Annotated in this window: 2 protein-coding genes; both read right to left on the bottom strand. The window is 70.6% G+C overall.

Going from position 1 to position 4,085, the window contains the following annotated elements; all coding sequences use genetic code 11:
• Nucleotides 1-2,924 (bottom strand): efflux RND transporter permease subunit (locus Q0326_RS13460; RefSeq protein WP_298691326.1); only part of this gene is annotated, 2,924 nt, incomplete at its 3' end.
• The gene (locus Q0326_RS13455; RefSeq protein ID WP_298691323.1) at nucleotides 2,924-3,958 is read right to left on the bottom strand and encodes an efflux RND transporter periplasmic adaptor subunit; all 1,035 of its coding nucleotides are present in this window, start codon (nucleotides 3,956-3,958) and stop codon (nucleotides 2,924-2,926) included. The genes Q0326_RS13460 and Q0326_RS13455, both read right to left, overlap by 1 nt.
• Nucleotides 3,959-4,085 lie beyond the last annotated feature (127 nt).

The following is a 4,085-nucleotide window of genomic DNA, read 5'->3' as shown; positions in this document are numbered from 1 at the left end:
AGCAGTACCAGCGGATTTTGCAGCAGCAGCCCGGCGATGATCGCGATCGCCAGCGTCGTCATCGTGATCGGGCGCAGCCGGTTGCGGCTGGCCTCGCGCGTCGCCTCGGCGCGCGGCATCCGGTGCGCCAGCTCCTCATATTCCGAGACATAGAAGATCGCCATTTCGGTGCCGATGCCGATGATCATCGTCATGCCCATCAAGGCGGTGATGTTGAGATCGACCCCGGTCAGCCACAGCCCGATGAACACCGCGCTGGTCGACAGCAGCGCGCAGCCGATGATGATCAGCGGCAGCGCGAAGCGGCGGTAGAGCAGGAGCAGCAGCACGAACTCGGCGACGATCGCCGCAGCGAACACCTTGGCGAGGCCGGCGAAGGCGATCTGCTGCTGCTGGTACAGGCCGCCGAGATCGTAGCGGATGCCCGGCGCCAGCACGCCCGGTTTGTCCAGCGCGGTCCTGACGTCGGCAATTGCCGCACCCAGGCCGCGGCCGACGATCCGCCCGGTCACCGCCACCATCGGCTCGAGATTCTCGCGCGAGATCTGCGGCTGGCCGGTCACGACGCGGATGTCGGCGACGCGCGACAGCGGGAAGATGTGGCCGTCGGCGGCGCGGATCGGCAGGCGGCCGAGCTCGTCCTGCGTGATCGTGGTCGCGTTGGGCAGACGGACGCGGACGTCGACGACCTTGTTGGCCTGGGGCAGCGCGGTCGCGACGACGCCGGTCAGCGCCCCGTCGAGCGCGGCCTGGACGTCGGCGGGCGTCGCGCCCTCGAAGCCGGTGCGGATCGGATCGATCCGCACGGTGAGCGCGTCGCCGGCGAGCTGAAGCCCGTCCTTGACCTCGGCGACACCGGCGATCTTGCCGATCAGCGCCGCGACCTTTTGCGCCTGTGCGGTCAGGATCGACGGATCGGCGGCGAAGAGTTTGATCTCGATCGGCTGCGGCACGGCGGTGAGATCGCCGATCAGATCCTCCATCAGCTGCGCCACCTCGATCTGGACGCCGGGCACGCGCGCCGCGATCTGGCCCAGCACGTCGGTCATCACCTCTTCGGTGGGCTTGGCGTGGCGCGTCTTCAGCCGGACGAAATAATCGCCGTGATAGCTCTGCCCGAGATCGCCGCCGAGCCCCGTACCCAGCCGGCGCGAGAAGGTCTCGACGTCGGGATTGGCCTTGAGCAGCGCATCGACCTCGGCCATCTCGCGGCTGCTCTCGATCAGCGAGGTGCCGGCGGGGGTATAATAGTCCATCACGAAGCCGCTCTCGTCGACCTTGGGCATGAAGCCCGTCGGCACCCTGGCATAGGCGACGTAGCCGAGCGCGAGCAGCGGCACCGCCAGCACGCCGAGCAGCCAGGGCCGCCGGATCAGCCCGTCGAGCGCGCCGTCGTGGCGGCGCGCGAGCCAGCCGCCGCCGTGCGCCGCGGGATCCTTCCAGCGGTCGAAATCGATAAGGCGGCGTGCCAGCAGCGGCACGACGAACGCGGTCATCGCCCAGGAGATCGCCAGCGCCGCCGCCATCGTCAGCGACAGCGCCTTGGAGAAGGCGCCGGTCACCCCGGTCAGGAACGACAGCGGCAGGAACACGATCAGCGTCGCGAGGCTCGAGCCGGTGAGCGGCGTGTTGAACTCGCGCGCCGCCGGCAGCACCGCCGCGTCGCCGGTCGGCGCGCCGTCCACCGACGCGGCGCCGGCGCGGCGCGCGATATGCTCGACCATCACGATCACGTCGTCGATCAGCAGCCCGACCGCGGCGGCGATCCCGCCCAGCGTCATGATGTTGAAGCTCATCCCCAACAGGCTGAGCACCAGCATCGTCGTCGCCAGCGTGGCCGGCACCACGATCACCGCGATCAGCGTCACGCGGACGCTGCGCAGGAACAGCAGCAGCACGATCGCGGCGAGCACCAGCCCGATCACCACCGCATCGCGGACGCTCGCGACCGACTGCGTCACCAGCTGGCTCTGGTCGTACCAGCATATCAGCCTGACGCCCGGCGGAAGTTTCAAAGTCGCGAGCTTCTGGCCAACCTGTTTGGCGATCTGCACCGCATTGCCGTCGGGCTGCTCGAAAATGTTGAACAGCACGGCCGGCTTGCCGTCCTCGACGATGCGCTGCCACACCGGCACGACGCCGGTCTGCACGGTCGCGACGTCGCGCACGCGGACGACGCCGGCGGGCGACGCCTTGACGACGATGTCGCCGACCGCCGCCGCGCTCACCACGCTGCGATCCGCGAGCACCAGCGAGAGTCGCCCGCGATCCTGCACCTGACCGACCGCGCTCAGCACATTGCCGGCCTGGATCGCGGTGGTGACGTCGCTCATCGCGAGGCCCGCGGCGAGCCGATGCGGATCGGCGAGCACCTCGACCTCGGCGGTGTCGCCGCCCTGGACGCCGACGCTGGCGAGGCCGGTGATCGAGGAGAGCAGCGGCGTCACCTGATAGGTCGCGAAATCCTTGAGCGCGACCGGATCGGGATGATCGGAGACCAGCGCATAGGCGATGATCGGAAAGACGGTCGGGTCCATTCGCCGGACGTTGTAGGCGGTGCCCGTCGGCAGGCTCGGCAGCGCGCGCGCGACCGCGGCATCGACCAGCAGCGTGCTCGCGATCATGTCGCGGCCCCAGCCGAAGTCGATCGAGATCTGCGCGGTGCCGCGCGTCGTCTCGGAGCGTACGTCGGCGACGCCGGGGATGGTGCGCAGCACCTCCTCCACCGGGCGCGTCACCAGCATCGCGGTCTGGTCGGCGGGCCGGCTGCCGGCATCGAGGTCGACGACGACGCGCGGGAAGGAGACCTGCGGGAACAGCCCGATCGGCAGCGACAGCGCCGCGACGATCCCCGCCAGCGCCAGCGCCAGCGCGACCGCGAGCAAGGCGCGCGACTGGGTCTCGATCAGCGTGGCGAAGCGCATCAGCGGGCCGCCTGCCGGACGGCGCCCCCGTCCTCGACCTGATAGGCCCCGTCGACGATCAGCGCCGCGCGCGGATCGAGCGTGCCGGCGACGACGTCCTGCGCGGCGCTGGTCTGGAGGATATGGACATCGATCGCATGGGCCTTGCCGCCGACGACCTGGAACACGCGCGCGCTATCGCCGCTGGTGACGACCGCAGCATGCGGGACGAGCCAGCCATTGCTCGCGCCGGTCGCTATATCGGCCTGGAACGGCGCGCCGACCAGCAAGGCGCCTTTCGCCACCGTCACGTCGACGTCGACGAGATGCGTCGCCGGGTTGAGCTGGCCGTCGATCCGCAGCACGTGGCCTGCCGCGGGCGCGGCGGTGCCGCCCAGGTCGGTCAGCCTGACCGCCGCGCCCGGATGCACCTGATCGCGCGCGGCCGGATCGACGCCGACGGTAACGAGGATAGCGCCTTGCCGCGCCACGGTGAGCAGTGCCGCGCCGGGCTGGGTGCGGTCGCCCTGCGCGACGGGGATGGCGGTGACGATGCCGTCGTACGGCGCGCGCAGCGTCTGCACCGCATCGCCGGCGCCTTCGCGGCGCATCGCCTCCAGGGCGGCACGCGCATCCGCGACGCCCTTGTCGGCCTGTGCGAGCTGGTCGCGCGTGGCGAGCTGCTGGCCGAGCAGCTGCGCGGTCGTGTCGCGTTGCTTGCGTGCGGTCGCCAGCGTCGTCACCGCGGCCTCATAGCCCGACAGCGCGCTCGGCTGCACCGCGAACAGCAGCAGCGCTTGCCCGGCCTTGACGGTCGCGCCGGCGGTCACCGCGAGCCGCGTCACCTGGCCCGGCTGCGCGATGCTGAGCGTCTGGGTGGCGGTGGTGGACGGGGTCGCACTGCCGAAGGCGGTCAGCCACAGCGTCGCGCTGCCCTGCCGCGCAGGAACGGTGGTGACCTGCACGCTGGGCGTCGGCTGTTGGCCGGCATCCTCGCTTCCCGAGCAACCGCCCACCATGATCAGCCCGACAATCGGGAACAGCGCGGCCTTCATCGACGAGACCCTTCATCGACGGGCGAGATCGTCTCGACCGACGGCAGACCCGCGCCGAGCAGCGTCTCCACGGCGACCTGCCGATCCTGTAGCGCGAGTTCGAGCGCCATGACGTCCTGTTCCTTGG

Source organism: uncultured Sphingomonas sp., from assembly GCF_937859915.1.
Taxonomy (GTDB): Bacteria; Pseudomonadota; Alphaproteobacteria; order Sphingomonadales; family Sphingomonadaceae; genus Solisphingomonas.
The sequence above is the reverse complement of the archived record's forward strand: the minus strand, read 5'-3'. Positions and strand labels throughout refer to the sequence as shown.